27 protein-coding genes are annotated in these 22,518 nt (G+C 55.8%); 11 read left to right on the top strand and 16 right to left on the bottom strand.

What is annotated here, in order from left to right:
* Positions 1-37: 37 nt before the first annotated feature.
* Together RMR24_RS09120 and RMR24_RS09115 are read left to right on the top strand one after the other, a co-directional pair.
* On the top strand, positions 38-997 hold the full coding sequence (locus tag RMR24_RS09120; protein WP_310614764.1) for a class I SAM-dependent methyltransferase: 960 nt from the start codon (positions 38-40) through the stop codon (positions 995-997).
* A complete protein-coding gene (locus RMR24_RS09115) occupies positions 994-1,389 on the top strand; it encodes a YkgJ family cysteine cluster protein (protein ID WP_310614763.1) in 396 nt (131 codons plus the stop codon). Before RMR24_RS09120 ends, RMR24_RS09115 begins: the two co-directional genes overlap by 4 nt.
* Before the next feature lie 8 nt (positions 1,390-1,397).
* On the opposite strand, the gene RMR24_RS09110 is transcribed toward RMR24_RS09115, so the two are convergent.
* The 11 genes from RMR24_RS09110 to RMR24_RS09060 form a co-directional block, all read right to left on the bottom strand.
* Positions 1,398-1,589, bottom strand: a complete 192-nt coding sequence (locus RMR24_RS09110) for a hypothetical protein (RefSeq protein WP_310614762.1) — start codon at positions 1,587-1,589, stop codon at positions 1,398-1,400.
* 74 nt (positions 1,590-1,663) lie between these two features.
* The gene (locus RMR24_RS09105; protein WP_310614761.1) at positions 1,664-1,876 is read right to left on the bottom strand and encodes a DUF3820 family protein; all 213 of its coding nucleotides are present in this window, start codon (positions 1,874-1,876) and stop codon (positions 1,664-1,666) included.
* Between the two features lie 9 nt (positions 1,877-1,885).
* Complete coding sequence (locus RMR24_RS09100) at positions 1,886-2,266, bottom strand: hypothetical protein (protein WP_310614760.1); 381 nt, start codon at positions 2,264-2,266, stop codon at positions 1,886-1,888.
* A 16-nt stretch (positions 2,267-2,282) separates the two neighbouring features.
* Entirely contained in the window at positions 2,283-2,762 is a 480-nt protein-coding gene (locus RMR24_RS09095; RefSeq protein WP_310614759.1) for an SET domain-containing protein-lysine N-methyltransferase, read from the bottom strand.
* A gap of 47 nt (positions 2,763-2,809) precedes the next feature.
* Positions 2,810-3,514, bottom strand: coding sequence for an ABC transporter ATP-binding protein (locus RMR24_RS09090; protein ID WP_310614758.1), 705 nt, complete (start codon positions 3,512-3,514; stop codon positions 2,810-2,812).
* Positions 3,515-3,523: 9 nt separating this feature from the next.
* Complete coding sequence (locus RMR24_RS09085) at positions 3,524-4,270, bottom strand: ABC transporter ATP-binding protein (RefSeq protein WP_310614757.1); 747 nt, start codon at positions 4,268-4,270, stop codon at positions 3,524-3,526.
* Positions 4,267-5,247 (bottom strand): branched-chain amino acid ABC transporter permease, encoded by a 981-nt coding sequence (locus tag RMR24_RS09080; protein WP_310614756.1) that lies wholly within the window; start codon positions 5,245-5,247, stop codon positions 4,267-4,269. The genes RMR24_RS09085 and RMR24_RS09080 overlap by 4 nt, the downstream gene beginning before the upstream one ends.
* 4 nt (positions 5,248-5,251) lie before the next feature.
* Complete coding sequence (locus tag RMR24_RS09075; RefSeq protein ID WP_310614755.1) at positions 5,252-6,136, bottom strand: branched-chain amino acid ABC transporter permease; 885 nt, start codon at positions 6,134-6,136, stop codon at positions 5,252-5,254.
* Positions 6,137-6,205: 69 nt separating this feature from the next.
* Positions 6,206-7,444 (bottom strand): ABC transporter substrate-binding protein, encoded by a 1,239-nt coding sequence (locus tag RMR24_RS09070; RefSeq protein ID WP_310614754.1) that lies wholly within the window; start codon positions 7,442-7,444, stop codon positions 6,206-6,208.
* Positions 7,445-7,487: 43 nt separating this feature from the next.
* Positions 7,488-7,946: a VOC family protein gene (locus RMR24_RS09065; RefSeq protein WP_310614753.1), complete on the bottom strand. Its 459-nt coding sequence runs from the start codon at positions 7,944-7,946 to the stop codon at positions 7,488-7,490.
* A 2-nt stretch (positions 7,947-7,948) separates the two neighbouring features.
* On the bottom strand, positions 7,949-8,626 hold the full coding sequence (locus RMR24_RS09060) for a TetR/AcrR family transcriptional regulator (protein WP_310614752.1): 678 nt from the start codon (positions 8,624-8,626) through the stop codon (positions 7,949-7,951).
* Between the two features lie 99 nt (positions 8,627-8,725).
* Between RMR24_RS09060 and RMR24_RS09055 the strand changes: the two genes are divergently transcribed.
* From RMR24_RS09055 to RMR24_RS09040, 4 genes are read left to right on the top strand one after another with little or no spacing between them, the layout of a single operon-like run.
* Positions 8,726-9,370 (top strand): carbon monoxide dehydrogenase subunit G, encoded by a 645-nt coding sequence (locus tag RMR24_RS09055; RefSeq protein ID WP_310614751.1) that lies wholly within the window; start codon positions 8,726-8,728, stop codon positions 9,368-9,370.
* A gap of 9 nt (positions 9,371-9,379) precedes the next feature.
* Entirely contained in the window at positions 9,380-10,249 is an 870-nt protein-coding gene (locus RMR24_RS09050; RefSeq protein ID WP_310614750.1) for a xanthine dehydrogenase family protein subunit M, read from the top strand.
* Positions 10,250-10,262: 13 nt separating this feature from the next.
* Positions 10,263-10,757 carry a 2Fe-2S iron-sulfur cluster-binding protein gene (locus RMR24_RS09045; protein WP_310614749.1) on the top strand — a complete coding sequence of 165 codons (495 nt, stop codon included), beginning with the start codon at positions 10,263-10,265 and terminating at the stop codon, positions 10,755-10,757.
* Entirely contained in the window at positions 10,754-13,177 is a 2,424-nt protein-coding gene (locus tag RMR24_RS09040) for a xanthine dehydrogenase family protein molybdopterin-binding subunit (protein ID WP_310614748.1), read from the top strand. Before RMR24_RS09045 ends, RMR24_RS09040 begins: the two co-directional genes overlap by 4 nt.
* 29 nt (positions 13,178-13,206) lie before the next feature.
* Here RMR24_RS09040 and glmS read toward each other — a convergent pair whose 3' ends face one another.
* Positions 13,207-15,144 carry a glutamine--fructose-6-phosphate transaminase (isomerizing) gene (gene glmS, locus RMR24_RS09035; protein ID WP_310614747.1) on the bottom strand — a complete coding sequence of 646 codons (1,938 nt, stop codon included), beginning with the start codon at positions 15,142-15,144 and terminating at the stop codon, positions 13,207-13,209.
* Between the two features lie 135 nt (positions 15,145-15,279).
* Here glmS and RMR24_RS09030 point away from each other — a divergent pair, with 135 nt between their 5' ends.
* Positions 15,280-15,771 carry an Lrp/AsnC family transcriptional regulator gene (locus RMR24_RS09030; RefSeq protein ID WP_310614746.1) on the top strand — a complete coding sequence of 164 codons (492 nt, stop codon included), beginning with the start codon at positions 15,280-15,282 and terminating at the stop codon, positions 15,769-15,771.
* Here RMR24_RS09030 and RMR24_RS09025 read toward each other — a convergent pair.
* Genes RMR24_RS09025 through glmU form a run of 3 tightly spaced genes read right to left on the bottom strand, consistent with a single transcriptional unit; the run spans position 15,768 to position 17,877 of the window.
* Complete coding sequence (locus tag RMR24_RS09025) at positions 15,768-16,184, bottom strand: putative toxin-antitoxin system toxin component, PIN family (RefSeq protein WP_310614745.1); 417 nt, start codon at positions 16,182-16,184, stop codon at positions 15,768-15,770. The two genes, RMR24_RS09030 and RMR24_RS09025, sit on opposite strands and share 4 nt — an antisense overlap.
* Positions 16,171-16,422, bottom strand: a complete 252-nt coding sequence (locus RMR24_RS09020) for a type II toxin-antitoxin system Phd/YefM family antitoxin (protein ID WP_310614744.1) — start codon at positions 16,420-16,422, stop codon at positions 16,171-16,173. The genes RMR24_RS09025 and RMR24_RS09020 overlap by 14 nt, the downstream gene beginning before the upstream one ends.
* Before the next feature lie 48 nt (positions 16,423-16,470).
* Complete coding sequence (gene glmU / locus RMR24_RS09015; RefSeq protein ID WP_405023331.1) at positions 16,471-17,877, bottom strand: bifunctional UDP-N-acetylglucosamine diphosphorylase/glucosamine-1-phosphate N-acetyltransferase GlmU; 1,407 nt, start codon at positions 17,875-17,877, stop codon at positions 16,471-16,473.
* On the opposite strand from glmU, the gene RMR24_RS09010 reads away from it, so the two are divergent.
* Positions 17,867-18,757, top strand: a complete 891-nt coding sequence (locus RMR24_RS09010; protein ID WP_310614743.1) for a DUF6279 family lipoprotein — start codon at positions 17,867-17,869, stop codon at positions 18,755-18,757. The two genes, glmU and RMR24_RS09010, sit on opposite strands and share 11 nt — an antisense overlap.
* A gap of 31 nt (positions 18,758-18,788) precedes the next feature.
* Here RMR24_RS09010 and RMR24_RS09005 read toward each other — a convergent pair whose 3' ends face one another.
* Positions 18,789-19,364 (bottom strand): 5-formyltetrahydrofolate cyclo-ligase, encoded by a 576-nt coding sequence (locus RMR24_RS09005; RefSeq protein ID WP_310614835.1) that lies wholly within the window; start codon positions 19,362-19,364, stop codon positions 18,789-18,791.
* A gap of 13 nt (positions 19,365-19,377) precedes the next feature.
* On the opposite strand from RMR24_RS09005, the gene RMR24_RS09000 reads away from it, so the two are divergent.
* The 3 genes from RMR24_RS09000 to groES all read left to right on the top strand — a co-directional run bounded on the left by RMR24_RS09000 (position 19,378) and on the right by groES (position 22,374).
* Positions 19,378-21,420, top strand: a complete 2,043-nt coding sequence (locus RMR24_RS09000) for a transglycosylase SLT domain-containing protein (RefSeq protein WP_310614742.1) — start codon at positions 19,378-19,380, stop codon at positions 21,418-21,420.
* A gap of 100 nt (positions 21,421-21,520) precedes the next feature.
* The gene (locus RMR24_RS08995; protein ID WP_310614741.1) at positions 21,521-21,904 is read left to right on the top strand and encodes a hypothetical protein; all 384 of its coding nucleotides are present in this window, start codon (positions 21,521-21,523) and stop codon (positions 21,902-21,904) included.
* A 182-nt stretch (positions 21,905-22,086) separates the two neighbouring features.
* The gene (gene groES / locus RMR24_RS08990) at positions 22,087-22,374 is read left to right on the top strand and encodes a co-chaperone GroES (RefSeq protein WP_104796635.1); all 288 of its coding nucleotides are present in this window, start codon (positions 22,087-22,089) and stop codon (positions 22,372-22,374) included.
* Positions 22,375-22,518 lie beyond the last annotated feature (144 nt).

Genomic DNA, 22,518 nt, shown 5'->3' with positions numbered 1-22,518 from the left:
CTTACGCACTCTTGCCCTGAATCACGAACATCACGCCATGCAACCTTTGCTCAATGTCATCGCCGCCATGGCCATGCCCACCGACGCACAACGCCTGTTCCACGGGCGTGGCGGCCTATTTGCGGGCTGCGAACAGTGGTCACTTGATGCATTCCCGCCTGTGCTGGTGTTGACCAGTTTTCAATCGGTGAGTGACGAAGAACTCAGCACGATCGGTGTCGCACTGTCGACACGCTGGGCACAAATTGCGCCCGACCAGCCGCTGAACTGGGTGTTTCAATGCCGCGCCGAAGGCCACCAAGAAACCCGATTGATGAGCGGCGCCGTACCTGACCCGCATGTGGTGACCGAAAACGGCGCTAGCTTTCGCGTGCATGTGCTCAAAGGCCAAAACCACGGCCTATTTTTGGACATGGCCGAAGGCCGCGACTGGGTGCGCAAGATGGTGCGCGACTATGCAGCTGATCAGCCACGCCTGAAGGTGCTCAACCTGTTTGCCTACACCTGCGCCTTCTCGGTGGTGGCACTGCAGGCGGGCGCCAAGCAAGTGGTGAACGTGGACATGAGCCACGGTGCGATGGCCATCGGCCAGCAAAACCATCCTTTGAACGGCATCAGCACGGGTGCGACTTTTTTGATGCACGACATCTTCAAAACGTGGGGCAAGATCACGCGCAGCGGGCCCTATGGCTTGGTCATCGTCGACCCACCCAGCTACCAAAAAGGCAGCTTCATTGCCACCAAAGACTACGCCAAGCTCATGCGACGTTTGCCTGAACTGTTGGCCCCAGGCGGCTATGCGCTGCTGTGTTTGAATGCACCCGAACTAGGCTTGGCCTTCTTACAAGACCAAATGCAAGAGCTGGCTCCCGAACTGAAATTTGTTGAACGTGTGGCGAATCCTGCGACGTTTGCCGATGTCTCGCCCGAGCGTTCGCTCAAAGTGTTGGCGTACCAAATGCCGCGTTTGCCAGAGTCGTTGGAGAACGCAGCATGAGGTCTCACATCGCCATCGTCAACGTGGACAACTGCGACACCTGGACCCGCTATCGCAATGGCCTGTGCAGCACCTGCGCCGCCAACTGCTGCACCATGCCCGTGGAGGTGAAGCTGCCCGACTTGGTTCGCCTAGAGCTGGTGGACCCATTTGAAGCGGAACACGAAGAGCCTAAGCAAATCGCCAAACGCCTGCAAAAAATGGGTGTGATCGAACACTTCAATTTCAAGAACAGCATCTTCACCCTGTCGCGCCGCGCCAATGGCGATTGCCAAAACTTAGATGCCAAAACACGCCGTTGCAATGTGTATGAAAAAAGGCCCAACACCTGCCGACTGCATCCGCAAGTGGGGCCTAGGCCGGGGTATTGCCCCTATGGGGCAGTGCGCTAAGAAGAGGGTCAGCGCTGAAGCTCTTGGGCGTCTATGGCAATCAATGCATCAACCAGTGTGTTGATTTGCTCCTCTAAAGCTTGCACCACCCGTGCATCCTCAACGCTGTTGCTGTTGTACAGAGCAATATTGGCAGCCTCTAACGGTCCGTATAAGTTTTGAACCTGCTGCTCTAAGTCTTTTTTCAATGTGTCGTTCATAAAATCAAAATCAATTCTTTTGATTTTCTAGGGCATTGCGCCCTACATCAATACGCCAATTGGCGTATGACTAATTAGCGCTGTCTGAGTGGCGTCAGCAAATCACTCAAGCCGTTGTGATCTATCTCGTGCATGAGGTTCAGCAAGCGGCCAATTTCGCCCTTGGGAAAACCTTCACGCGCAAACCAGTTCAGGTAGTTACCAGGCAGGTCGGCCAGCAGCGTGCCTTGGTGTTTGCCAAACGGCATGCGCAGCGTGACCAGCTTTTGCAAATCCTCTGGGTTCATCGCACGGGCTTAGTTCAAGGCATCTAGCAAGTCTTGCGTGTCGCGAATGATGGGCTGCGCCAACTGCAACAACAAATGGCCGTCCACCGCTTGCTGGGCCCAACGGTTAGACGCCTCCAGCACGGGATGCGTGTGCAAATAATCGGGCACTTCAAAACTGGGGGACTGCTCCTTGAACGCCACCAACATGCTGAGGTAGCCCGAAAAATACAAGCTGAACATCAGCGCGTTGGCTGCTTCTTGAGAAATCTCGCGACGCCCCACCAGCTGCAAAAACAAAGCCTGCGCGGTTTCTATCGTCGGCAATTCACTGGCGCTGAGTTGAAACTCTTCGTCCAAGGCTTTACAAGCCTTGTTCCATTGCGCTGGCGCGTCTGTCATTTGGTTCATCATGTTCATTGTTTGCTTAGGCCAGCATTGTGCCTTTGCACTTCTTCGCGCCGCAGCGGCAGGCGTATCTGGCTTTGAGCGCATCGGTCAAAGGCTCGTCACTCACCAACCCATAGTTGAAGGTCAGCTCTTCCCCGCGCCACACTTGACGGCGGGTTTGGATAAACACACGGCCTTTGATTTCCACAGGCTCGCAATTGGGTTGGCAAGAGTGGTTGATCCAACGCGACGCATTGCCTCCGTGAAGACCATCAATCACGCGCGCGTCGTCGATGTGAAAGTAAAACGTGTGCTCGGGATTGCTGGGGTCGTGCGGGTGACGGCGCAATGCCTCGGCCATGGAAATAATTTCACCCACGTATTCGATGACTTTTTCACCTGCGGCCATGGGGCACAAAGCAAACACGCCTTTGCCGTGCACCTCGGACTGAAACACCGCAAACCTTGGAGGCTGATTCAAATCTGGCAGGCTGGACTGGATTTTGAGCTTAGGCATGGGCATGCCCAAAAGCATACTAGGTTGACAACCATGTCCTCGTTGCTTTACACCGCGCAGTATTTTTCCTGAATCTGAGCATCTGCCAACAAGTCGGTGGCCTTGCCGTGGTGCACGATTTGCCCTTGGTCAAGAATGTAGGCGCGGTCTGAGATACCCAAGGCGCGTTCCACGTTTTGCTCAACCAACAAAATGGTAATGCCCTGCTGCTTCATGCGTGCAAAGAGCTCAAACATCTCATCCACCAAGATGGGCATGATGCCCTCGGAAGGTTCATCCAGCAGAATCATCCGCGGCTTGGCCATCATGGCGCGCGCGATGGCCAGCATTTGCTGCTCGCCACCTGAGAGCGAGGTGCCCTCTTGGTGCAAGCGCTCCTTGAGGCGCGGAAAAGTTTGTGCAATCTCGTCAATCATGGCGTTCATCTCGCCGCGCTGCGCACTCGCCAGCAATCCGAGTTGCAAGTTTTCAAGCACGGTCAAGCCCGGAACAATGCGCCGCTCTTCTGGCACGTAGGCCAAACCCAAGTGGTAGCGCTGGTGGGAAGGCATGCTCAAAAGGTCATGACCATCAAACATCACTTGGCCGCGTGTCTTGGATAACAAGCCCATGATGCTGCGCAAGGTTGTGGTTTTTCCCGCGCCATTACGTCCCATGAGGGTGACGATTTCGCCACGCGCCACATGGAAGTCCAATCCCTGAATCACATGACTGTGGTCATACCAGGCGTTAAGTTGCTCAACCTTCAACATGTTTGTTCCTTAATGCTGGCCTAGGTACACACGCTTGACTTCTGAGTTCTGGCGAATCTCATCAGGCGTGCCTTCAGCCAATAACTCACCGTGGTGCAACACGATCAAGCGCTTACACAGACCCATGACCATTTTCATTTTGTGCTCCACCAAAATCACGGTGCGCTCTTGGGCCAGTTGTGTGATCAGGTCCATCATGACCGTGGTTTCCTCAGGCGACATGCCCGCTGTTGGCTCGTCCATCAACAACAATTTGGGATGACACGCCAAAGCCATGGCAACCTCTAAGCTGCGCTGTTGGCCATGCGCCAAATCAGCGGCCAGTTTGTTGCGTACATCGGCAAGGCCCACACGCTCAAGCAAAGCATCTGCCTCGTCGATCAGACCAACATAAGACGCACGCGATCGCCAAAGCTCAAATTTGGTCTCTTGCATTTGTAGCGCCACCCGCACGTTTTCATGGGCGCTGAGTTGCTTGAAAACATTGGTGATTTGAAAACTCTTGGCAATCCCCATGCGGGCAAATGCATGCGCTGGCACACGGCTGATGTCACGCCCCTCAAACAAGATTTGCCCCGAGCTGGGAGGGACACCGCCACTGATCACATTGAAGAACGTGCTCTTTCCCGCGCCATTGGGACCGATGATGGCCGTCAACTCCCCTGGCTGAAAACTCACACTGACATTGTTGAGTGCACGGAATTTGCCGTAATCACGGGTGGCGTGACGAACTTCAAGGATTGGGTTGGTACTCATACACCCTCCTGCTTATTTGAGCTGCGCTTTTGATAACGCACCACACCGTCCAAGAACGTACCCCAAACACCTTTGGGGAAAAACAAAACAAACACCATGAACACCAAGCCCACAGCGCCCATCCAGTAGCGCGTGAGGTTGGTCACCACGTCTTCAAGATACAAGAACACGGCAGCCCCTACAAACGGTCCAAAGAAAGTGCCCATGCCGCCTAGCAAACACATCATGACCGCCTGGCCGCTTTGCAAATAGTGCAACGAATCAATCGGCACCACAGACAAATGCAAGGCACGCAAAGCGCCCGCCAAACCGCAAATGGCAGCCGACAACACAAACACCAACAGCTTCGCACGTGCCACGTCATAGCCACAAGCAGCCGTGCGTTTTTCGTTTTCTCGAATGGACTCAATCACCGCGCCAAAAGGCGAGTTCAATACCCTGGAGACAAACCACAAGGCCAAGGCGACAAAAACCAAAATCACGTAGTACTTGTTCAATGGGTCCATGAAATCGATGCTCAAACCCATGAGGTCGATCGTCTCCACTTTGACGCCGCGCAGACCGTTTTCACCACCGGTCCAACCATCGGCCTTGTAGAAAACGTAATAGATGATTTGCGCCAATGCCAACGTGACCATGCTGAAGTAAATGCCGCGGGTGCGAATGGCCATGTAGCCCATCACTAAGCCGACCAAACTTGCGCCCACCACGCCCGTCAATATCGCCGCCCACCAAGGCCAGCCGCCACTGACCACGGCAATGCCAGCCAAATATGAGCCCACGCCTAAAAACGCCGCATGCCCAAAAGACAGCATGCCGGTGTAGCCGAACAACAAATTGAAACCGACTGCGTACAAACCAAAAATCAAAATGTTGACGGACAAAGCGTCATAAGGCATCAAGAACGGAAAGACCAACAAGAATAAAAGCACGGCCGCGACGCGGTGCACGCGTGCCAGATCAATCAAAGCGTTCATAGGGTTAGCTCATCAAACCGGCTTTGCCGAAAAAGCCCTGGGGTCGCCACAAAAGGACAACGGCCATGAGCACAAAAATAGACAACTCGGCGTACTCGGGTGCCAGCAACGACGTCATGGCAAAGACTACGCCTACCAACAAACCCGCCACCACAGCCCCCGGCAAAGAACCCATACCGCCGACCACCGTCACCACGAACGATTCAGCCAAGATAGGAATTCCCATTTCTGGATTGACTGCGCGCGTGGGCGCGGCAAGTAGACCCGACAAACCTGCAATGGCCGTACCGATGCCGAACACCAACAACCACACTTTGGCGATGTCGATGCCTAAGACTTTGACAATTTCAGAGTCTCGAGAACCTGCCCGAATGATCAAGCCGTAGCGGGTTTTCTCAATGAAAAGCCACAGGACCAACACAATCAGAGCGGTGGCTGCAATCAAGAATAAACGGTACAAAGGGAAATGCCCAAAACCCAAGTCAACTGCACCACGCAGTGCGGCAGGTGTTGAACTGGGCAAGCCTTCAATGCCAAAGACAAAACGCATCACATCAATCAGCACATACGACAAACCAAAAGTCAGCAGCAGAGGGTAATCAATACCGCGGCCATAAAGCGGACGCACTAAAAACCGCTCGCACAGAAGACCAATGGCCCCCGTAGCTAAGGGCACCAACAACAAACTGAACCAAAAACTGCCCGTCACACTCAGGCTGTAAACACCTAAGAAAGCGCCCACCATGAAGAACGCGCCATGGGCAAAGTTAACTACGGTCAGCATGCCAAAAATCAACGATAGACCGATGGCCAGCAGCGCATACACAGCGCCCAAGGCAATACCGGTCATCAGTTGTAACGCAAAGAGTTGAGGTGAGATGTCAAACATCAAGTTCACTTACAAAACAGAAATAGGCCCGCAGCCTTAAGGCTGCGGGAAGAGCCTAAACGATGAAGATCAAGTTGAAATCTTGTGACCCATTTCGTCACAGGTACGCAGATTTTTCTCTTCGGCGGCTTCGATCGACAACACGTTGAACACGTCGTACTTGTCTTTCATGTTCTTAGATTTCGACTCGACGATGACCACCGACTGCACAGACTGGTGATCGCACTTGCGGTAGAACTGATCACCCTTGTACCAGTTGTAGCGCAGCTGACGCAACGCGATGCTGACCTTCAGTGATTCGGTGGACTTGGCTTCACGCACGGCTTGCAACACCGAGCGCACACCGGCATAACCCAAGGCGCCGTAATCCGACGGGACAGCACCGCCGTTGGCTTTGCGGAACTTGTCATTGAACGCCTTGGCTGCCGGAATCTTGTCTTCCATGCCCCAGTAATAAGACGTACCACCCAAGATACCTTCAAAGGCTTCAGCACCACCGGCTTGTCGTGCGGTGTACAGCAACACGGGCGCAATGATTTTGGTATTGGCTTTGATGCCAAAGTCGGTGGCTTGCTTGGCCGAGTTCACCAAGTCGCGACCGAAGTTGCACAACACCAAGATATCGGGCTTGAGCGCTTGAATACGAGGCAAGAAAGCAGAGTAATCGGCAGCGCCAATCGGATGACGAATGTCTGCCAAAGTTTGCACACCCAAAGACTGACCCGCACGCTGAAAACCACGCACCATTTCATGACCATAGGCGTAGTCGGCCGTGAGGTACACCACTTTTTTGCCAAACCTTGGGAAGGCGTAACGGCCTACGGCACCTGCGGTGAGGTGAGGGTTCAGTGCTTCATGAAAGGTGTAGAGGCTCCAGTCTTTGGCCTCGTTGATGGCGTCAGACTGACTGATGGAGTTGAAGATGATTTTGCGATCGCGGCAAACAGCGTTGATCGACAGCTGTGTGGCGGCTGACAAAGAACCGACCACGAAATCAACTTTGTCTTTTTCAATCAACTCAAGGGTACGCGTGGCAGCCTCGCCTGGGTTGAGCTTGTCGTCACGTACCAAAAGTTCAGCTTTGCGGCCATTGAAACCGCCACTGTCGTTGAACTCTTTGATGGCGATTTCAGCCGCGCGAACTTGGTCTTGCGCCTCGGCAGAAAAAGCGCCAGTCAGCGGCACGGGGAAACCGATTTTGATTGGGGTGTTTTGCGCGTGCGCCAAGTTCAGCCACGCTGGTGTCACTACTGCTGCTGCGCCACCCACGATCAATGTCCGACGCCCTAGGTTGGTTGACTCTGTCATGCTTGTCTCCTCAGTTTGGTTTAGTTGATAACTTCATCGTCGATTACGAGGCCCGACTGGCGTCTAGCGCCGCCTTCTCTGCCGCAGGGTAATTGAGTTCAATCACCACCCCATTGGGGTCATCCAAGAAGAGTTGATGGAGCCCAATCGAGGGCACCGTGCGCTCGCGCACAGCGATGCCGAGCTTGGCCAGATGCTCTAACTTAACCTGCAACCCTGTGGCAAACAAGGCAATGTGATCCACGGCGCCTGAGCCAGTCAGGCTGCTGATGTCACGATCACCCAAATACTGTTTGAGTCCTTCAGGATCGTTCAGGTCCATCCCAATCACATGCACCATGGCGTTGGCCATGTCGGCATGTGATCCGTTGTAGAGCCAAATTCCGGGGAAGGGAAAAGCAGGCCGAGGGCCCACTGTCAAACCCAGTGCAGCTTCGTAAAAAGTGCGGGTGCGGTCCATGTCCGTGGTGCGGATAGAGAAATGATTCAGCGCAAGGGTCATGATTAAGCTTTCGTAGGTTGCACACTGGCCAAGTAGGCCATGACTCGGTCTTCAATGTAAGAGGCATCCATTTCGCTGGATGCCGAGATGTCTAAGTTTGGATCAAAGCCATAGACCCAGCGTCGCATACCCATGTAGAAGACGCTGCCATGCAAACCCAAAATACATTCCATCGCGCGCGCTGACGGTGGCTTGCGTGAACGGCTACCCACATATTTCAAAGTTTCGCGGTGAATGCGTGGGAAAAGCTTTTCATGCAACATCGCAAAGTAACGGTCAGTGATGAATCGGTCACTCAAGCCAGAATACACAAAGATCCTGACCCACTCTGGCTTAAAAATTGCCTGGGCATAGGACACATAAAAGCGCGTTAACTTCTCGGGCAATTCAATGCGTTTGTCGTCCAGCAAGGTCTCCCACTCGCCGCGCCATCGGCCCTCAAAAATGTCTTTGTAGACGCGCTCTAGCAACGCTTGTTTGGTGGGGAAATAGTGATACAGCAATGTGTGGGTGATGCCCAATTCGCGCGCCAAGTCTCGCAGCTGACCATCTAAACCGTGGCGCGAGAAAAACCGAATGGCACCGTCCACCAACTGCTGCTCACGCTCTCCGGGTGGCATGCGGCGGCGAACAGGCGCTGGGGCTTGTTGGGCGCTAGGGTTTTTCCGAATGGAAGGCATCACAACATTGATTGATATTCATATCTAATTTAACGCTTGGTCAATAAGCCACAAATCGGGACAAACCCGCAGAGCTTGTTCAAACAAAAAAGGACCCCCATGGACTTACAAGGCAACGTGATTTTGGCCGCACCACCTAGCGTGGTTTGGCAAGCACTCAACAACCCGCAAGTGCTGCGTGTTTGCATTCCAGGATGCGAAGAAATCACAGCTCTGTCGCCCAGCGAAATGCAGGCGCGCGTGGTCATCAAAATGGGTCCTGTGCGTGCCACGTTTGTGGGCAAGGTGAGCATGACCAACATCGTGCCGATGCAGGGCTACACCCTCAACTTTGAAGGCTCGGGTGGCAGTGCAGGTTTTGCGAAGGGCAGCTCAGTCATCACCTTGACTGAGGCACCAGAAGGCACACAACTCACCTACACAGCCAAGGCATCAATCGCTGGAAAACTCGGGCAAATTGGCGGGCGCATGATCGATGCTTCGGCACGTCAACTATCAGAAAAGTTTTTCACGGCTCTCAAAAATCACATCGCGCATGGCGGTCCTGTCAGCCATGACGCGCGGCCAATGACTGCCAACTCACAACTGCCCAGCTTGCATCACTCGCCTACGGACACACACACACATACGCAAGCCCCAACATCTGACTTGTTTGCACTCGAAAAGATTCGCATGCTCTGGTTTGCTGCAGGCGTGGTGTCCACCTCGATTGGCGTGTGGCTTGGCGCAAGCTTGTTGAAATAAAGGATCCCCATGAAAGCGCCCGCTTTTTCCTACGCACGCCCCATCAGTTTGGCTGAAGTCATGTCACTCATGACCGAACACGGCGAAGCAGCCAGATTGCTAGCTGGTGGACAAACCCTGCACGCCACGCTCAACATGCGGCTATCAGAACCAAGCATCCTCATCGATCTGCAAGCGGTCAACGAACTCAAAGGCATTGAGCGTGTGGGTGACGTCTTGCGCATCGGCGCCATGGTGACGCACACCGAGATTGAAACTTCTGCCTTGATCAAAAAACACCTGCCCTTGCTGAGCGCAGCGGTGCCGCATATTGCGCACCGTGCCATTCGCAACCTCGGCACCTTTGGAGGCTCCATTGCCTATGGCGATCCAGCCGCTGAGTGGCCAGCATGTCTGCTGGCACTTGATGGTGTAGTGGTGGCTGTTGGCCCGCGTGGCGAGCGACGCATTAAGGCACAAGATTTTTTCACGGGCCTGTACAGCACCGACTTGCAAGAGGATGAACTCATCCTCGCGTGCGAGCTGCCTCTACGCACAGGCGCACACGCCTTTGCATTTGACGAACTCGCACGCCGCCATGGTGACTACGCCGTGGTGGGCCTTGCAGCGACCGCCAGCACCAACGCCACTGGACTTCACGAAGTGCGCCTTGCATGGCTAGGTGCCGTGAGTCAGCCCTACCGCAGCACGAAGACCGAGGCCTTATTGGAAGGCCAAGTGCTCAGCGATGCGTTGATCACGCAAGCAATGCAATGCCTGAAGGACGAAATGCTGACCGATGCCGACTTGACCCACAGCGCCGCTGCCAAATCACACCTTGCGGGTGTCATGCTCAAACGCGCACTCCACACCTTGAACCAGACGGCCACCGTGGCTTGAACAGGAATCGACCATGACTGCCCCACATGCACACACCGTGAACATCACGGTCAATGGCCAGAACCAACGCTGCGGTGTTCAACCCCGCACACATTTGATTGATTTTTTACGCGATGAATTAGGGCTTAAAGGGTCTCACCTCGGTTGCGAGCATGGTGTTTGCGGCGCCTGCACGGTGCGGGTCAACGGCCAAATCGTGCGCGGCTGTTTGACGCTGGCTGTGCAAACAGATGGCGGCCAAGTCGACACGATTGAAGGCTTGAGCGAAACCGGTGAAATCAAAGATCTGCAAGCCGCCTTTATTCGCCACAACGCCTTGCAATGTGGCTTTTGCACATCGGGCATGTTGATGGCTGCGAGCGAACTGCTCACCCAGCAGCCCAATGCCAACCGCGAACAAGTGCGTGAGTGGATGTCTGGCAATTACTGCCGCTGCACGGGGTACCAAGCCATCGTCGATGCGGTGTGCGAAGTTTTGGCTGCACGTCGTCAAGGAGTGAGCGCATGAACGCCCCAGAAAATAAATTTCTCAAAGCCAGCCATGACGTGCCGCACGCGGCACCGTTCACAGGCGAGATGGCCGGCGCCAAACACATTGGCCAAGCCATTCCACGCCCAAACCTCGAGCGCTTGGTCGAGGGGCGCGGCCAGTATGTGGATGACATCGAATTGCCGCGCATGGCGCATGTCGTGTATTGGCGCTCGCCGGTGGCACATGCGCGCATCGTGCACATCGAAAGCGCTTATGCACGCATGATGCCTGGCGTCTTGGCCGTCTACACAGGACACGACTTGGCAGCCGTTTGCAAACCTTGGGTGGGCACCCTCACGCATTTGGCTGGCATCAAATCAGCACCGCAATACCCGATGGCCATTGACCGTATGCATTGGCAAGGCGAGCCTGTGGTGGCCGTGGTGGGCAAAACACGCGCAGAAGCGGAAGATGCGTTGCAGTACATCCAAGTGGAATGGGAAGACTTGCCCGCTGCTCTGGACATGAACACGGCACTCGACCCGAACACAGCCGTGATTCATCCCGAACTGGGCGACAACCTGTGCTTCACTCGAAGCCTAGACACCGGCGGCGTAGACGAGGCATTTGCTAACGCAGCGGTGGTAGCAGAGGCCACGTTTGACTTTGGTCGCCACACGGGTGTGACGCTAGAGCCGCGCTGCCAAATTGCAGACTACAACCCTGCCAGCACCCAACTCACGGTTTACCACTCGCAACAGGCACCGCACATGATGCAAGACCTGTATGCGCGTCAATTCGATTTGACCGAAGCCAACATCCGTGTGATTTGCAAAGACGTGGGCGGTTCATTTGGCATCAAGGTGCATGCGTACCCGGATGACTTTGCCACCGTGGCGATTTCCATCTTGCTGAAACGCCCCATCAAGTTTGTGGCTGACCGACTTGAGTCGTTCACCAGTGACATCCATGCGCGCGAACACCGCATTGAAGGACGCATTGCAGCCTCGGCTGAGGGTGACATTCTGGCGTTTGAAATCAAAGACACCACGGGCATTGGTCCGTTTTCGATGTTCCCGCGCACCAGCGGCATTGAGGGCAACCAAGTGGTCAACCTCACGGGCGGCCCCTACAAGCACAAGGCGTATCGCGCCAAACTCGACGTGGTGTTTTTGAACAAAACACCCACCTGCCAATACCGCGGCGTGGGCCACCCCATCGCCTGCGCAGTGACTGAAGGCTTGGTCGATTTGGCTGCCGCCAAGTTGGGGATGGACCCACTGGCCATGCGCAAACGCAACGTCATTCCAGACGATGCTTACCCCGCCACAGGCGCTTCGGGCATCAAACTGGAAGTGCTGTCGCATGAGGCATGCCTGCGCAAAATTGAGTCGCTGATGGACTACCCCGCCTTGCTGGCTGAGCAAGCCGCTTTGCGTCAAAAAGGTATTTATCGCGGCATTGGCTTTGCGGCGTTGATTGAGTTGACCAACCCCAGCGCCGCCTTTTATGGCGTGGGCGGTGCACGCATTTCCTCGCAAGACGGTGCGACGCTTCGCTTAGAGCCCGCGGGCGGTGTGGCGGTGATGGTGAGTGTGGGCGAACAAGGCCAAGGCACCGAAGCCATTTATGCGCAAATCGCTGCAGACGCCGTAGGTGTGCCTATGGCACAAGTGCGCTTGCTCACAGGCGACACCGATGCTGTGCCTTACGGCGGTGGCACATGGGCATCGCGTGGTGCAGGCGTTGGCGGTGAAGCGGTTTTGTTAGCTGGCTTGGCTTTGCGTGCCAACATTTTGAAGGTGGCCCAAGCCATCCTCAACCAACCCTTGGAAGAACTCAGGCTGGAGGATGGCGTTGTCAAACATGCGGTCACTGGCGCAGAGTTGTTGCCACTGGCTGAACTGGGCCGGGTTGCCTACTACCGCCCTGACACGCTGCCGGCAGGCTTTACATCTGAATTGATGGTGACACGCCATTACGCGCAGCGCGATTACCCCTTCATCTTCACCAACGGGGTGCAAGCCTCGTATGTTGAGGTGGACGTGGAAACAGGCTTTGTCAAACTGCTCAAGCACTGGGCGGTGGAAGACTGCGGTCGCGTCATCAACCCCAAGCTGGTGGATGAGCAAATTCGCGGTGCGATTGTTCAAGGCATTGGCGGTGCGCTGTTTGAAGAGTGCCTGTATGACGATCAAGGCCTCATGCAAAACGGTTCGATGGCTGACTATTTGGTACCCATGGCTGGGGAGATGCCAGACATTGTGGTGGCCCACGTTGAAACACCCACGCGTAGCTCAATCTTAGGTGCCAAGGGTGCTGGCGAAGCCGGGACTGCGGGTGCCCCAGCTGCTGTGGTGAATGCCATCAACGACGCCTTGCGTCCATTGCATGCGCAGGTTTGGTCACAGCCCGTGACGCCTGAAAAAATTCTGAAAGCATTGGGGCATATTTGAAAAGCAATTCGAAATACCCCCTTGCCAACTTACTCCACCGTAACCGACTTAGCTAAGTTACGCGGCTTGTCCACATCCGTCCCCCGCGCACACGCCGTGTGATAGCTGAGTAGCTGCAAAGGCACGACGTGCAAGATGGGTGAGAGCACGCCATAGTGCTCGGGCATGCGGATGACGTTCACGCCTTCGCTGCTTTCAATCTTGGTGTCGCCATCGGCCAGCACATACAAAACGCCGCCACGGGCGCGCACTTCTTGCATGTTGCTTTTGAGTTTTTCCAGCAAAGCGTCGTTCGGTGCCACCGTCACCACGGGCATGGCGCTGGTGACCAAGGCCAAGGGGCCGTGCTTTAACTCGCCGGCGGCATAGGCCTCGGCGTGGATGTAGGTGATTTCTTTGAGCTTCAACGCGCCTTCCAGCGCGATGGGGTAATGCGTGCCACGGCCCAAGAACAAAGCGTTTTCTTTGCTGGCAAAGTCTTGCGACCAAGCAATGAGCTGCGGCTCCAGCGCCAGCACAGCTTGCAGGGCAGCGGGCAAGTGGCGCATGGCTTTGATGTGCGCGGCTTCTTCTTCATCGCTCAAACGACCTTTGGTTTGCGCCAAGGCCAAGGTGAGCAAGAACAAACCGGCCAGCTGCGTGGTGAAGGCTTTGGTGGAAGCCACGCCAATCTCAGCGCCCGCGCGCGTGACGTAGGCCAACTTGCACTCGCGCACCATGGCGCTGGTGGACACGTTGCAAATGGTGAGCGTTTTGTCCATACCCAAGCCTTGCGCGTGGCGCAACGCAGCCAAGGTGTCTGCCGTCTCACCCGACTGGCTGATGGTGACCACCAAGCTGTTGGGGTTGGGCACCGATTCGCGGTAGCGGTACTCGCTGGCAATCTCCACTTGGCAAGGGATTTTGGCAATGGCTTCAATCCAGTACTTGGCTACGCAGCCGCTGTAGTAGCTGGTGCCGCAAGCGAGAATGAGCACGTTGTCAATGGCTTTGAACACCGAGTAAGCACCGTCGCCAAACAACTCGGGCGTGATGCCCTCAATGCCTTCCAGCGTGTCGGCAATGGCGCGCGGCTGCTCGAAGATTTCTTTTTGCATGTAGTGGCGATAAGGCCCCAACTCGGCTGCGCCGCTGTGCGCCTGCACGGTTTTGACTTCGCGTGTGACGGCTTTGTGGTGGCGGTCTTGCACCCAGTATTTGCCGATTTGAATGTCCACCACATCGCCCTCTTCGAGGTAAACGATTTGGTCGGTCACACCGGCCAAGGCCATGGCGTCGCTGGCGAGGAAAGTTTCGCTGTGCTCTTTGCCCACGCCCAAGATGAGCGGCGAGCCTGCGCGTGCGCCAATGACGCGGTGAGGTTCGTCTTTGTGAAACACAGCAATGGCGTACGCGCCGTGCAGCTGAACGATGGCGGCTTTGACGGCTTCAAACAAATCGCCGTTGTAGAGGCTGTCCACCAAATGGGCAATGACCTCGGTGTCGGTTTGGCTCAAAAATTCGTAGCCCTTGGCTTGCAGCGAGGCGCGCAGTTCGTCGTGGTTTTCGATGATGCCGTTGTGAACCAAGGCGACCCGCCCCGGCTTGTTCGGGGTGGCTTTCTCGTTCTGACCCACTTGGGCTGGCGAGCCGCCTGTGTAAACACCGGCGCCAGCCCCTGTGCCGTGGCTGAAATGCGGATGCGCGTTGTGAACCGCAGGCGCACCGTGCGTGGCCCAGCGTGTGTGCGCAATGCCTGTGCCGCCTTCGATGTGGTCGGCCTTGACTTGGTCCATCAGCTCAGACACGCGTGCCGTGCTGCGTGCGCGTTGGAGTCCACCGTGAATGGCGCCTTGTTTGCCGCCCAAACTGGCCGAGTGCACTGCGACACCGCAAGAGTCATAGCCACGGTATTCCAGCCGCTGCAAACCTTGCACAAGGATGGGAACGATGTTGCGGGTAGAAACGGCGCCGACGATGCCACACATAAAGATCACTCCTAAATTGGGTTGCCGAGATATTAAGCAACTCGAATAGAAATTACTTCTTTAATTTTTCTATTATTTGAACGAAAATTCCACATATTAATTTTTTTAGAATTTAATTTCAAATTAATAGAACATATGAAACAAGAATTTCTAGACGCAACAGATTTAAAGCTGCTTGATGCTTTGCAGCACGACGCCACGCTCAGCAACGTGGCCTTGGCTGAACGATTCAAAATCTCGCCACCCACCTGCCTACGGCGTGTCAAGCGACTGACCGATGAAGGTTGGATTGAGCGACAAATTGCCATACTGAGTTCCGACAAATTGGGCAATGCACTGGGCCACGGACTAACGGCTTTGGTGGAAGTAACGCTAGACGCGCAAGGGGCTGAGCACCTAGACGCCTTCGAGCAACGCGCCTGCGCAGACAACGCCGTGCAGCAGTGTTGGCGTGTGTCACCCGGCCCTGACTTTGTGTTGGTGGTGCAAGCTGCAGACATGCCCGACTACCTAGCCATCACGCAACGCCTGCTCACGCAGGACGCGAATGTGCGCAACGTGAAAGCGTTTTTTGCGACCAAACGGGCGAAGTTCACCAGCACTTGGCCGTTGTTGCGTCAGTCCTAAATGCCCAACACGACCAACGCTTGTTGGGCAGAAATGATTTGCAAGGTGGGCAAAGGTGCGACCTCTAACAAATCGTTGTCGCCACTGACCAGGTAATGCGCTTGCGCCTTGAGCGCAGTCTCGATGAACTTGTCATCATCGCGGTCGCGGCAATAAAAGGCAGATTCACCGATGTCCACCCAAACCGCAGACGCATTCAAATCGTGCAGCAAACTTTCACGTAGTTCAAGGCTGATGTAGCGATCAAATTTGGGACGAAAAAGCCGCGTTCGCAACTCATCAAACGTAGCTTGCGAAAACACCAATCGGTGATGCGCCAATGCCTCCTGAACCAACTTAGCCGGAGCACCTTTTGATGAGAGCGCGGCACTGATAAAGATGTTGGTGTCGATGACCAGGTTAAGACTCGTCACGTAGCAACTCTTCCAACAGCTCTGGCGTCATGCCAGCACGTTCTGCTTGCGCTGCCGTGTGGACCAATGTGTGTTGAAGTCGGTTGGCATAGAACTCCCGCATAGCTTCGTAGTCTTGCGCCGACACCATGACCCCTACCACGCGATCACGACGCATCACACGCACGGGTTCGCGCTGAGCGAGGTCGATGAACTGCCCAAATTGGGTTTTGGCTTCGTTGGCAGAAAAGGTTTGCATCTATAAAATATAACACGAAACGAATGAATCGTTCGATTGGTGCTAATTTCAGGGATTCGGTTTTTTCTCAGGCCGCTTCCAGTTGGCGATGCTCACCTGCTTGCCCCGCGCCACGCTCAGTGCACCGGCTTCGGTGCTCTTGGTAATGGTCGAACCACCGCCGACCGTGCCGCCCGCGCCAAGGGTGACGGGCGCGACCAACACGCAGTTGCTGCCCACATGCACATCAGCTTCGATGACGGTGCGATGCTTGTTGGCGCCGTCATAGTTGGCGGTGATGCTGCCAGCACCGTAGTTGACGCGCTCGCCCACGGTGGCGTCGCCCAAGTAGGCTAAGTGGTTGGCTTTTGAGCCTTTGGCCATGGTGGAATTTTTGACTTCCACAAAGTTGCCGATGTGCACTTCGGCCGCCAGTTGCGCGCCGGGGCGCAAGCGGGCAAATGGGCCAATGAGCGAGCCCTCGCCAACCGTCACACCCAGCTTTTCGCCATCGATGTGGGTGAAGGGATGAATCACCGCACCAGCTTCGATGGTGCAGTTGGCAATCACGCAGTTCGCGCCAATCTTCACACCTTGGCCCAATGAAACATGGCCTTGGAAGATGCAGTTCACATCAATTTCCACGTCTTGTGCGCAGACCAAATGGCCGCGCACATCAAAGCGTGCGGGATCGATGATGCGCACACCGTCGGCCATGAAAGCGTGAGCTTGGCGCAGCTGAAACGCGCGTTCTAGCTCGGCCAGTTGCGTGGGGCTGTTGACGCCCGCCACTTGCGCGGCATCGCTGATTTTGTGGGCCACCACAGGCACGCCGTCGGCCTCGGCAAACTTGACCACATCGGTCAAATAAAACTCTTGCTGCGCATTGTTGTTATCTAGGCGCGCCAACCAAGGCTTGAGCAACTTGGCGGGCACAGCCATGATGCCGCTGTAAACCTCGTGGATCGCCAACTGCTCAGCGTTGGCGTCTTTGTGTTCGACGATGGCGTGCACTTGGCCGCTGGGGCTGCGCACAATGCGGCCATAGCCTGTGGGGTCGGCAAAGTCGATGGTGAGGAGTGCGAGTTGTTTGCCATCGCACAGGTCGAGCAAGGCTTGCAGCGTGTCGGCTTGTGTCAAGGGCACATCGCCCGACAACACCACCACCACGCCGTCATTGGCCAACAAAGGCACGGCTTGTTGCACGGCATGGCCGGTACCGAGCTGGGGCATTTGGCGGGCAAATTGCAATTTGTCTGCGGTATTGGCGCTGGTGAGGGCGGACTCGACTTGCTCCGCACCATGACCGGTGATCACGATGGTGTGGCGCGCCTTCAAGGCGCGTGCGGTGTCGATCACATGCTGCACCAAGGCCTTACCCGCGAGGCGGTGTAAAACCTTAGGCATACTGCTCTTCATGCGGGTGCCTTTGCCGGCAGCCATGATCACCACATCCAAAGCCTTCATGTCATTCATCCTTATCTTGCGCAGAATTATCCGCCATGCCTCTGTCTGGCTAGCACTGGCCGCACTCGTGAGCTTAAGTGCTTGCAGCACCATCAAAGTGGTCTACAACAACAGCGATGACGTGATTTACTGGTGGCTCGACAGCTACGCCGATTTGCAAGACAGCCAAAAGCAATTCACGCGCGATGCGCTGACCGACTTGCAACGCTGGCATCGCCAGCAACAGCTGCCCGAATACGTGGCCTTGCTCAAACGCATGCAGACCATGGTCCCCAACGACATCACACCCGCACAAGTGTGTGCGGTGACCGAGGATATGAAAAGCAGCTTTGTCACCCTGCTGCGTTTTGTAGAGCCCGCCAACACCAAGCTGACCTCGCAACTCAAACCCGAACAATTCGTCAGCATTCGCAAACGCTTCGACAAGACCAACAAGACCTGGAAAGAGGATTGGCTAGACCCCAATGCCGAAGATCGCCTGCGCTACCGCACGAAGCTGGCCACCAACCGCCTTGAAGACTTTTATGGGCACCTCGATAAACCGCAACGCGACGCACTGCGCAAGTGGCTGAGTGAATCCATCTTTGATCCCAAGCTGAGCTACGCCGAGCGTGAACGCCGCCAAGCGGACAGCCTGCAAACCTTTCAGCGCATTGCCCAAGAAGGCAGCGCCACGGCACAAGCGCAAGCTTTGTTGCGCGGCTTGACCGAACGCAGCTTTAATTCACCCAATGAGCGCTATCGCGCGTACAACCGTGAACTGTGGAACGAGAACTGCGAAGGCTTTGCCAAGCTGCATAACAGCACCACGCCCGCACAACGGCAACGGCTGGCAGAAGCACTGCGTGGCTACGAAGCGGATTTCAAAAGTTTGATGGCGCAAAAATAAACAGCGCTAACTAGCGACAAACGCTGAAGGTTTAGCCCATCGGCCAAACCACCCCGTTGTCGTTGAGCAGCGCGTCAAGCGGCATGTCGTGCGGCTCGGGCATCAAGTCGGGCAAAAAGCCATGGGTAAAGCCCAAACCAGCCGTGTATGGCTTGGGTTGCAAGGTGGCCAAGGTGCGGTCATAAAAACCACCGCCGTAGCCCAAACGGAAACCACCAGGCCCATAACCCACGCAAGGCACAAACAACAGGGTGGGCACGATCACTTCGGTGTCTTTGGGCTTAGGGATGCCATACGCATCTTCTTCCATGGGGCAGCCGGGGTACCACGCGTGAAAAGTGAGTGTTTTGTGCGCCTTGTCCACCACGGGCAAACCAATGCGGCGGCGCTGGGGCTGTTCTGACAACTCGCCGTCTTCCTTCCAGCGGTGCAGCGCTGGCAGGGGATCAAACTCCCCCTTGATGGGCCAGTAAGCACCCACCACAGTGTCGGGGCGGTTGAACAACCAAATGCGCATCATCCGTTGCAACATGTCGGCGCGTTCCAGCCGATCGGGCAAGTTCAAACGCTCTTCAATGAGCTGCTGGCGCAATGTCTTTTTGTCCACAGATAATCCGTGCATGAAATTTCGAGTCATTGTGTCATTGTTTGCCTGCGTTTTCGTGACGTTGGCCGCCGCTCAACCCAGCTTGGCCGCACCTGCGTCTCAAAGCACGCAAGCCGACGCCGTCATCACCGACATGGCGCAAGCCTTCAAGCGTGGGGACCGCAAACGCCTGACAGCGCTGCTGCCGCAAGCCAAAGGCCATACGCTAGAGCCTTGGGCGGCTTACTGGGAACTCAAGGCTCGCCTAGACGAAGCCTCACACCAAGAAGTGCGCGCCTTCTTTGGCCGCTACCCCGCCACTTACCAAGAAGACCGCTTGCGCAACGACTGGCTTTTGCTGCTGGGTCAGCGCCGCGACTGGACCACCCTCGCAGACGAGCACCCTCACTACCGCATGCGCGACGACCGCGAGCTACGCTGCTACTTCTTAACCGTGGAGCTGCTGGAAAAAGGGCCACAAGCCAGCGCCAGCATTGCCGACGAAGTGCGTAAAAACTGGATGGGCATGAAAGAGGCAGACGACGGCTGCACACTGGCCGCTGACCGTCTGTTCTTCACCAAACAATTCAGCGCTCTCGACATTTGGCGCAAAGCCCGCCTGATGGTCGAGCACAACCGCCCACGCACTGCCCGCAACGCGGTGCAAATCGTCGCCCCCGATGCGGCCAGCGTGGCTCCCGAAGCCATCAACAACGCCGAGAAGTTTTTGGCCAAACACATTGCTGCGCCACAAAAAGTGCGCCAAGAGTTGGTGGTCATGGCCCTCATCAAAGTGGCCACCACCGACGCCGACAAAGCCGATAAGCTGATGCGCAACAAATGGCAGACCTACCTCACCACCGAAGAGCGCCATTGGGTGTGGGGCGTGATTGGCAGGCAAGCGGCCATGCGTTTGGAAGACGATGCGCTCAGCTACTTTGCGCGTGTGGCCCATGACAAAGACTTGAACGACGACATGCTGGGCTGGAAAGCCCGCGCCGCACTGCGTGCAGGCAACACCCCGAAATGGACCGTGGTGGAAAGCACCATCAACGCCATGAGCGCCGATGCACGCAAAGACCCCACTTGGATTTATTGGCACGCACGCGCATTGTTGGCGCACAAAAAAGTGACGCCGCAGATACAGCAAGAGGCCACAGCGGCACTCGAGAGCATTGCTAGCGTGCGCGGCTTTTACGAGCAACTCGCGCTGGAGGAACTGGGTCGCAAAGTCACCACCCCTGCCCGCCCTCCCGCACCCACCCCCGAAGAGATGGACATGGCTCGCCGCAACCCTTCGTTGCAACGCGCGCTCTATGCCATAGGCATGGGCCTGCGCAGTGAAGGCGTGCGCGAGTGGAACTACGCCACCAACCTGGTGGACGCCCAAGGCAAAGCCGGCATGATGAGCGACCGCGAACTGCTAGCCGCCGCACAACACGCCTGTGACAACCAAGTGTGGGACCGCTGCATCAACACCAGCGAACGCACGCGCTTGAGCATGGACTTTGAGCAGCGCTTTCCCATGCCACACAAAGACGCCGTCATTGCGCGCGCGAAAACCATCAACCTAGACCCTGCTTATGTGTACGGCTTGATTCGCCAAGAAAGCCGTTTCGTCACTGATGCACGCTCACATGTCGGCGCCTCGGGCCTCATGCAAGTCATGCCTGCCACCGCCAAATGGACGGCTAAGAAAATTGGCTTGAACAACTTCACGCCCGAACAAATCAGTGACCGCGACACCAACATCGCCATTGGCACCGGCTATTTGAAACTGGTGCTCGACAGCTTTGAGGGCTCTATGCCCTTGGCAGCAGGCGCCTACAACGCAGGCCCCAGTCGCTCACGCCGCTGGCGTGCGCCCAACGACGGCACGGGCCCCGTACTAGAAGGCGCCATTTGGGCCGAGAACGTGCCTTTCAACGAAACACGCGACTACGTGAAAAAAGTGCTGTCCAACACCACCAACTACGCCGCGCTCATCACGGGCCAGCCTCAGTCGCTCAAAGCCAAGCTGGGCCTGGTGGGGCCACGCTCGGCGTCTGCGCCTGCTGAAAACTTAGAACTTCCTTAAATCCTTGACGGGCAATGGCCCCAGACACAAGTCAAGATTCGGGTTAACCCTATACTCAAGCCTTACCAAAGTCTGACTTCAGACAACAAAGGAACTTGATATGACCACGTTCGTCAACCTCAGCTACACCACCAGCCACCCCGGCGTCGTTCGTTTTGAACGCGCCTACGCCTTTGCAGGCAAAGTGATTCAACGCCTGCAACAAGAAAGCACCTATGCCGCAGCCTTGCTGCTGTTCGGCGCATTGAGCTTGGTTGCCTCTATCTATGACATCGTCGATGCATCGCAAGAAGGCCAAGAGCTGGGCGCTTGGGTTATTTTGTGGACCGCCGCTTTAGTGAGCTTGGTGGTCTTTGGCAAATACTGCAAAAACCAGTTCATGACTTGGCTCAAAGCCGACCGCGAAGCCCGCATGTGGAACAGCGCCATGACCGACTACCGCGTGATGGCTGACGTGCGTTGCGCGCAAAGCCGCAGCGAATAAGCACACCAAAGTTTGGCGCTCAGCGCCAGCCAACCCAAAAGCACCGCTTCGTCGGTGCTTTTTTCATGGGCTCAACACTTGAAATCCATCTAGATGGCCCAAAATTAGCACTCAATGGCCGGGAGTGCTAACAGCGCCTAGCCAGTACCTATTTCAACCCTTAGCTCTTATTTGGAGATGCAATGAAACTTCGTCCTCTCGGCGACCGCGTGATCGTGAAACGTATCGATAGCGAAACAAAAACCGCCTCTGGCATCGTCATCCCTGATTCAGCTGCTGAAAAGCCAGATCAAGGTGAAGTCTTGGCCGTCGGCCCAGGCAAGACCAACGACAAAGGCGAAATCAAAGCCCTGTCAGTGAAAGTTGGCGACCGCGTGTTGTTCGGCAAGTACAGCGGCCAAACCGTCAAGGTGGCTGGCGACGAACTGTTGGTGATGAAAGAAGAAGACCTCTTCGCCGTCGTCGAATAAGTTTTCACTGATTCAGAAATTTAAGGAAATATCAAAATGGCAGCAAAAGACGTAATTTTCGGCGGCGAAGCCCGCGCACGCATGGTTGAAGGCGTGAACATTTTGGCCAACGCGGTCAAAGTGACTTTGGGCCCTAAGGGTCGT

Origin of the sequence: Limnohabitans sp., from assembly GCF_031539105.1 — a bacterium.
Lineage (GTDB): Bacteria > Pseudomonadota > Gammaproteobacteria > Burkholderiales > Burkholderiaceae_C > Limnohabitans.
Note: the sequence above shows the minus strand (reverse complement) of the source record. Positions and strands in the feature narration are given on the sequence as shown.

Bases quoted from the DNA above. Each gene is read 5' to 3' on its own strand.
- RMR24_RS09120 (WP_310614764.1), top strand. From the start codon at position 38: ATGCAACCTTTGCTCAATGTCATCGCCGCCATGGCCATGCCCACCGAC.
- RMR24_RS09115 (WP_310614763.1), top strand. From the start codon at position 994: ATGAGGTCTCACATCGCCATCGTCAACGTGGACAACTGCGACACCTGG.
- RMR24_RS09110 (WP_310614762.1), bottom strand. From the start codon at position 1,589: ATGAACGACACATTGAAAAAAGACTTAGAGCAGCAGGTTCAAAACTTA.
- RMR24_RS09105 (WP_310614761.1), bottom strand. From the start codon at position 1,876: ATGAACCCAGAGGATTTGCAAAAGCTGGTCACGCTGCGCATGCCGTTT.
- RMR24_RS09100 (WP_310614760.1), bottom strand. From the start codon at position 2,266: ATGAACCAAATGACAGACGCGCCAGCGCAATGGAACAAGGCTTGTAAA.
- RMR24_RS09095 (WP_310614759.1), bottom strand. From the start codon at position 2,762: ATGCCTAAGCTCAAAATCCAGTCCAGCCTGCCAGATTTGAATCAGCCT.
- RMR24_RS09090 (WP_310614758.1), bottom strand. From the start codon at position 3,514: ATGTTGAAGGTTGAGCAACTTAACGCCTGGTATGACCACAGTCATGTG.
- RMR24_RS09085 (WP_310614757.1), bottom strand. From the start codon at position 4,270: ATGAGTACCAACCCAATCCTTGAAGTTCGTCACGCCACCCGTGATTAC.
- RMR24_RS09080 (WP_310614756.1), bottom strand. From the start codon at position 5,247: ATGAACGCTTTGATTGATCTGGCACGCGTGCACCGCGTCGCGGCCGTG.
- RMR24_RS09075 (WP_310614755.1), bottom strand. From the start codon at position 6,136: ATGTTTGACATCTCACCTCAACTCTTTGCGTTACAACTGATGACCGGT.
- RMR24_RS09070 (WP_310614754.1), bottom strand. From the start codon at position 7,444: ATGACAGAGTCAACCAACCTAGGGCGTCGGACATTGATCGTGGGTGGC.
- RMR24_RS09065 (WP_310614753.1), bottom strand. From the start codon at position 7,946: ATGACCCTTGCGCTGAATCATTTCTCTATCCGCACCACGGACATGGAC.
- RMR24_RS09060 (WP_310614752.1), bottom strand. From the start codon at position 8,626: ATGCCTTCCATTCGGAAAAACCCTAGCGCCCAACAAGCCCCAGCGCCT.
- RMR24_RS09055 (WP_310614751.1), top strand. From the start codon at position 8,726: ATGGACTTACAAGGCAACGTGATTTTGGCCGCACCACCTAGCGTGGTT.
- RMR24_RS09050 (WP_310614750.1), top strand. From the start codon at position 9,380: ATGAAAGCGCCCGCTTTTTCCTACGCACGCCCCATCAGTTTGGCTGAA.
- RMR24_RS09045 (WP_310614749.1), top strand. From the start codon at position 10,263: ATGACTGCCCCACATGCACACACCGTGAACATCACGGTCAATGGCCAG.
- RMR24_RS09040 (WP_310614748.1), top strand. From the start codon at position 10,754: ATGAACGCCCCAGAAAATAAATTTCTCAAAGCCAGCCATGACGTGCCG.
- glmS (WP_310614747.1), bottom strand. From the start codon at position 15,144: ATGTGTGGCATCGTCGGCGCCGTTTCTACCCGCAACATCGTTCCCATC.
- RMR24_RS09030 (WP_310614746.1), top strand. From the start codon at position 15,280: ATGAAACAAGAATTTCTAGACGCAACAGATTTAAAGCTGCTTGATGCT.
- RMR24_RS09020 (WP_310614744.1), bottom strand. From the start codon at position 16,422: ATGCAAACCTTTTCTGCCAACGAAGCCAAAACCCAATTTGGGCAGTTC.
- RMR24_RS09010 (WP_310614743.1), top strand. From the start codon at position 17,867: ATGTCATTCATCCTTATCTTGCGCAGAATTATCCGCCATGCCTCTGTC.
- glmU (WP_405023331.1), bottom strand. From the start codon at position 17,877: ATGAATGACATGAAGGCTTTGGATGTGGTGATCATGGCTGCCGGCAAA.
- RMR24_RS09000 (WP_310614742.1), top strand. From the start codon at position 19,378: ATGAAATTTCGAGTCATTGTGTCATTGTTTGCCTGCGTTTTCGTGACG.
- RMR24_RS08995 (WP_310614741.1), top strand. From the start codon at position 21,521: ATGACCACGTTCGTCAACCTCAGCTACACCACCAGCCACCCCGGCGTC.
- groES (WP_104796635.1), top strand. From the start codon at position 22,087: ATGAAACTTCGTCCTCTCGGCGACCGCGTGATCGTGAAACGTATCGAT.